2 protein-coding genes are annotated in these 6,501 nt (G+C 56.8%); both read right to left on the bottom strand.

All coding sequences use genetic code 11. The features are described 5' to 3' along the window. The coding region (locus tag QZ377_RS07490; protein ID WP_291440548.1) for a transglycosylase domain-containing protein at positions 1 to 958 on the bottom strand (958 nt) is incomplete at its 3' end. A gap of 405 nt (positions 959 to 1,363) precedes the next feature. Continuing rightward, positions 1,364 to 6,391, bottom strand: coding sequence for an MG2 domain-containing protein (locus tag QZ377_RS07485; protein WP_291440547.1), 5,028 nt, complete (start codon positions 6,389 to 6,391; stop codon positions 1,364 to 1,366). Positions 6,392 to 6,501: the final 110 nt, after the last annotated feature.

Raw genomic sequence — 6,501 nt, 5'->3', positions numbered from 1 at the left:
TGGAGCCGGGGGAGCGTCGCGCCCGGGTACAGTCTATCTGCCCCATTATGTCGCTATTATCAAAATCTGCATATACGGCAAGGGCGCGCACTCCCATGCTGGGCCAGTGGAGCAGCATCGCCGCCCCATTGACAAGGCCGTAATCATGACGCCTTGCAGTAAACAGGCGCAATTGCCGCTCAAGACGACGCTGGTTTGCCGGGTCCAGCGTGGTGTGCAGGCTGTCACTGCCATCCGGCTGCTGCAAAAGCTCGGTGCTCAAATGGGGCGCTGTAAAAGGCAGATTCTCGGGGCCATATACGCGCAGGGGCGCGTGTTCCTGACGACCATGCCAGGCAGCCTCTAGACGGCTGAATGCGGCCATAAAATGTGTATTATCCCCGGCAGGCCGCCTCCGCACAGGATTTTGCGGCACCAGCATAAGGGCAGTGCTTTCGCCGGAGGTCAACTGCTCAGGAGTTTTGTGAAAATACACCATTGCCGCAGCCCCGATACCTTCCACATTGCCCCCGTAAGGCGCAAGGTTGAAGTAGGCTTCAAGTATCTCTTCCTTGCTGAAATGCCATTCGAGTTGCAGGGCCAGAACGATTTGTCGCAGCTTTGCGCCGATCTTCCCCGTCTCCAGACCGTGTGCCAGCCGCGCCACCTGCATAGTGATGGTGGACCCCCCCATAATGCGTTGCCCTGCCAACAGACCAAACCCGGCGCGCACAAGCGCCAGAACATTAACCCCCGGATGCTGCCAATAGTAACGGTCTTCATAGCGCAAAACGGAGTCCACGGCGGCGGCCGGGATATCTGACAGGCGCGTACGTATACGGTATTTTTGATCTTTGGAAAGACTCAGGCGCATGAGGCCACCTTTGCCGTCATACACCACGCGCGAAAAGCTGATACTGTCCAGGGGGTGTTTGCACGGGGCATAATGCAACCAGAGCAAACCCGCCCCCAGGACCACAATCGGCAAGGCAACATGCCAGCGTACCGAACGGATTATCCGCCAAAAACCGCACCCGACCCGGCGCATGCCGGATGCACACGAGCCTGCAGGCATAGCGAATGCCTTCTGGTCCCTGGTAGGGGGTAACATCATCGCGGATCTGTTTCTAATTTCTTTTTTCTGCATGATCCTGGTCGCGGCACATTTTTAACAAGGCAGATTTTTTACACTCCTGTGCTCCCGAAAAACGATTCGCCTGGCCCAGGGTATTCGTCATTTCAAACAGGAGGGGGAACAGGAATACAGATTCTTGAGGGGCTGCCCCAAAAGGCCGCCTGCGTTTATTGTCTCTGCCCGGCACGGTTTTGAGAACAGTCCGTGTCGGGCAGAGAACAATTTTCAGGCATGCAGCCAGTTGAAGGTTTATTCAATATTCACGTATCCACCGCCCAGGCGGGCATTGGTAGCAGGCTCGTACATGGCCTCAGCCATGGCTGAGGGCAATACAAAACGCCCGCGCGTGGCGGCCCTGACCTTATAGGTAAAAGTGCGTACCTGTGGTCCCGTGTTTACAAAAAAGATTCCTCTGTCCTCACGCCGCTCATGCCGTATGAGCCCTTCCTGCGATTCCGTGGCCCCAGATTTTTCCAGCACAGCCTCAAATCCGCCCGGCACGACCACATTGGCGTATGCAGCAGGAGAGCGCAGACTCAACTCCACAGTGAGCACATCGCCAAGCCTGGCGCTGGTGACGGCCTCTCCATTGCTGTTGACATAGCGTCGCTGCAATTCAAGACCATTGGAAGCGGGCGTAAGCGGCTTCCGTTCAAAACCTTCGGCCGCCACATGCAAATTCCAACCCTTGTCGCCCCTGGGTACGCTTGCCCGGTAATTGAGGCAGCCCGGAGCATCAAGAGTGAGAACCGATGCCCGCATGCTGTCCTGCGGCTCCAGCGCGGAAAATCCCTGTGCATAGCTCGTGCAAGTCAGGGAAATTCCTTCGGGAGGCGATGCCTCCTGTCCCGCCAACATGACCAGAGCGCGGGATATAAGTCCCATATCCACTGTGGTTGCAGCGGTATTGAAGGCTTCATCCAGCAGAACGTCCGTATTCACCTGCTGGCGCTTTTCAGGAAAATGCCGCAAAACCACAGTCGCATGCAAGGCCGCAGCCGCGCCCTGCCCCAGCATAGAATCGCCTGTTGCCGCAACGAACGCCGAAGGCATCAGTTGCTCTGCGCGACGCTTCAAACGCAGCATGTCATAGCAGTCAGCCAACAGCACGGCCACAAGGTCACGTTCCCATCCATCGGTATTTTCCTTGAACCACTGCTCCAGACGCTCCACTTCCTGCGTCATGATGCGCCCGTCACGCAGCAGAACCCATGCGCCATAGACTTTGATACGCCCATCATTTGCATCAACCGGAGAACGCCGTACCGTGTTCTCGAGCGAATCAAGGATATTCCTTGTCAGTCCTTCAGGCGCGACAACGCCGCTTTCCCGCAGGGTGAGCAGAAAATCTCCGGCATAGGCGGTAACAAAGTCATTGGCCGAGGATGCTGGCCAGAGGCTTACTCCTTCATAATAGCGGAAGTTACTGCGTATGGTGTCCAGTGCGGCGCTGATAACGGCATTGCCCCGTTTGGCAAGCGTTTCCGAAGAAGTTCGCGGGCTGCTAAGCGCCTGCTTGCGCAGTTCCGGCGCGGCAAGAAGAGCCACATACGGCATGGCCCGGCTGATAAGCTGTTCAGTGCAGCCGTAAGGATAGGTATCCAGACGGGCCAGCAATGAACGCAAACCAAGAACAGGCAGGGCCGATACCGTGGCCTGTCCCTGGGCCTCATAAGGGTAAAGATCGCGATTTACGGGTACGTCCATATCACCGGCAAGAGCAACAACCTGCTCAGTACGAACCCGTGGTGCGGGCGGACGCACAGAGAGGCTCTGCCTGCGTATACTGCTGCCCGCTTTTTCCTTTCCTTCCAGCGAAGCGGTAAAACGGACCTCGGCGGAACCCAGAACATCCTGCGCCCGCATGCGAAAATGCAATACTGCCTCGCCATTTTCATTAACGGCAATCGGCTGTGGCTTCTGACCGTTCAAAAAAACCAGCTCCGGTCCGCATTCCATTGTTACGGCCACCCTGGCATCCTTGCCGCTGCCCTCTACCGTATTGGCTATGACCAGCGCGGCGTCAAATTCATCACCCGGCACCACGGCCAAAGGCAGAAGGGGCTTCAAGATAAGCGAACCCCGCACTTCCATATCCGCACGGGCGCTTCCGGCAGTGGACCGGCCATCGTGGACCGAAGTGCTGCCAACGGCCATAATCCGAATACGGCCACTCACATACGCCGGCACATCAAAGCTGATTTCTGTTCCCTCAGCGCTGACCGCGCTTACTTCCTGCCAGAAAGCAAACGGTGGCTCGCCACGCCTTTTGAACGGATTGAGAAAGCGTCCCCCAGCACCGGCCATATCGCCGCCGAAGCCGGGAATACGCCCCTGCAGTCGTGCATGGTCAGGCATAAGAAGATCAAAAGCCTGCATGGTGGATACGTCAAGAGCGCGGTCTCCGAGCAGTTCACGCAATGGATCCGGCGTGGCAAAGCCGGTGATCTGCAACACGCCCTCATCAACCGCAAAAAGCACAGCTTTTCCGGGTACGCGTGATGTCAGACGCACTGTTACCTTTTCGCCGGGTAACACCCGTTCGGGGGCTGTGATTTTCAAACCCATGTCACGTCGGCTCATGCCGACAGTAAAAGGCGCCATCCCATATGTATGGGGATTCATATACACAGCCTCTGAATCCAAAGAGCGGACAAAGGACACGTTGACATAGCCGCGCCCCTCAAACTGCTCGGGAATCTGTATCTCCTGCACGCTTTCTCCGGCCTGCGCCGTAAACCACGCATGCGTCAGCACATTTTCTCTTTCAATAGTAATGAGCCCAGTCCCCGAGTAAGGCGTGGAAAGACGCATTTTTATGGTTTCGCCGGGTTGGTAATGCTCTTTTTCAAGCTTGAGCCGCAGGTTGCCCTTTGCCAGCGAGCCGGTGGAAAGCCCGGCCGGATCCGCCAGCCTGTCGCCTGCCACAGAATACGGAATAAGCGCCAGTATGCTGCCGTTTGCCTGACGTACGGTCACAAGAAAGTCACCGGCCTCGGATGTGGGCATGGCCCAGGACAAACCCTGCGGCTCAAGGTTCACAGTCTGCCGTTTTATTTCCGTATCCACGGGGGTGGCGTCATAATAGTATTCACCCCGGGCGTCTGTAACCAGGCTATTGACGTAGCGGCGGGTCGAAAACACAATCTCGGCGCCACGCAGGGCAACCGGTGCAAGATCATTGTTGATCGCCACAAGACGCAGCAAGGCACGGGAGTGTTGTGGCACATATTCCAGATTGTTGGCCTGCTCTTCTCCTTTGTAGCCAAGAGCCACCTCCAAAGGAGAAAACAGGGCCGACATCTGACGGGTCACCGCCCTGCCGCCCTCAGGCTCAAAGCCGTCAATCATCAGGGTGCCGTAAAAAGTGTTCCCCTGAAGCCTGTCGAGAGGAAGAGGCAAACGGGCAATTCCCTTGCTGCTGGTAAAGGCCTCAGGCAGATCCATATACTGATCCTGCGCGCCGGAAGGTGAAGCATCATAAAAAACGTACTCTTCGTATCCCGGAAAGCGCAGCATCCCCTTGCGGGCATGAAATGCCGTGCGGATGCGATGATTGGCCGCAGGTTCACCATAAAGATTGTCCAGTCTGGCGACGGCCACGGCAGGAGAAGCCCCCACGCCCGTGCGGATCCAGCCCTTGGGAATTCCTGGCTCAAAAGAAGTGGACAGGGCCAGGGTGTCAGGCTGGAACTCCTCAATTCGGGTGGATGTTCCGCCGAGCACCGGACCGCTTGAGCCGGAACCGGGCTTGCCCGATGCCAGACGAATGTCCAGACGATACTGCCCCACGGCGGCGTCTTCGGTGCTGTTCCAGGCAAAATTCTGCAAGCCCTCAGCCCCCAAGGTGAACGGACGGCGCATGACCTCGGCACCAGTGGGGCTGACAAGCACCGCCTCCAGAGGCAGTTCCGCCGGCAAAGGCTGCCAGTCGAACCGGCGTACAATGCAGCCGAAATGCAGTTTTTCTCCGGGCAGATACAGGCCACGCTGGCTGAAGGCAGAAGCTATAAGCCCATTACCAGCGGCATGACGCCCGGACACGGAAAAATTGCTGTAGTCCACATTGCGGGCGTTGTCGTCAAGAGAAAGCCAGGCCATATCCTGTCCACCGGAAGCAGCGGCCAGCGCCACTACAGCCACAGGCCGTTTTTCACGCTCCAGCCCCACGGCTGACGGCAGGTCCGCCCTGCCCTGCGCGTTGGTAAATGCACTGCATACAGGCAGCCCATTGGCCCCTAAAAGGCGCACTTCAGCATTGGCCACGGATTTGCCTGTAGCCAGATTCTGCACAAATACCGCACGAGTGCCGTCAGAGGCTGTTTTTACGTTCAGCCCCATATCAGTAACAAGCAACAGGCGCGAAACTTCGGCTACCTGCCTGTCTGCATTGTGCCCGGTGACAGTCATACGCATAAGACCGTGTTTCGGGCCGTCCGGGCCGCGCAAAAGAGGCGCGAGATCCAGAACGCCAAAAAAGGATTCGCCCGGCGCCTTTGCATCGCCAAAGCCGCGCATATCCAGATGACCCTGAACCGCATCACTCATGACGGTAAAGTCCGCCGTATTTTCTTCAAATCCGGAATCTTTGGCCAGGAGGGCCAGAAACGGATCACGCACCCGCTCGGCCCGCCACTGTATCCCAGTCAGGCCTACGGCATAAATATCAAGTTTTTTATCGCCGCTGAGCGTAATTATGTTGCCGGGCTGAAGAAAGTTCAGTTCAGCTCCCAAAGGGGGCGTGGTAAGAATGAAACGGCGTGCCTCCGTAAGCGACATCCCCCCTATGGAGATAAGACCTTTTTTTACGGATGCCAGCAGACCGCGCCCCGCGCCAGCCGGTATGCGTAATGCGATGGTATCGGAAGCTTCGTCCGCAGGCTGAAGAAGATCCGGTTGCAGCTTTTTCCCCCGTTTGATGTCATTGGCGCTGATGGCGGGCATTTTTGTCCAGTCAGCCTCCTGCCCGGCTTCCGGGGTTATTTTTTCGGGCAACTGAATCACCTCAAGGTGATGTAACAGTTCAGAAGGCAGCATGCGCAGGCTGGTTTTCACAATCAGGTGATATTCTTTTTCAAGACCTCGACCGTAGGCTGTTTTTACGGTCACACTCTGAACATTCATGATGCGGTCACGCCCAACTACCGCAAACAGCGCCTCCACATTTTCTCTATTGGCTTTTCCGGGCCGGACAGTACGCTTGCCATTCTTCTCAATAAAGTCGGGCAGACCTTGCACGCGCAGCACAGCGGAGGAATTTTCGCCCGGCAGAGACATGACCGGAACGGAAACCACCACTTCAGTACACTTTTCATTCCAGATGAACCGCGGCGTACCGAAAGACAAGCCACTTTTTGCATTGCTGGCCCGAAGACTGATGTCTTTTT

The sequence above is a fragment of the Desulfovibrio sp. genome (assembly GCF_019424165.1).
In the GTDB taxonomy this organism is placed as follows: domain Bacteria; phylum Desulfobacterota; class Desulfovibrionia; order Desulfovibrionales; family Desulfovibrionaceae; genus Desulfovibrio.
The sequence above is the reverse complement of the archived record's forward strand: the minus strand, read 5'-3'. Positions and strand labels throughout refer to the sequence as shown.

What these genes read in the sequence shown, in the direction of transcription:
- QZ377_RS07485 (WP_291440547.1), bottom strand. Translation starts at nt 6,391, where the DNA reads ATGTCTCTGCCGGGCGAAAATTCCTCCGCTGTGCTGCGCGTGCAAGGT.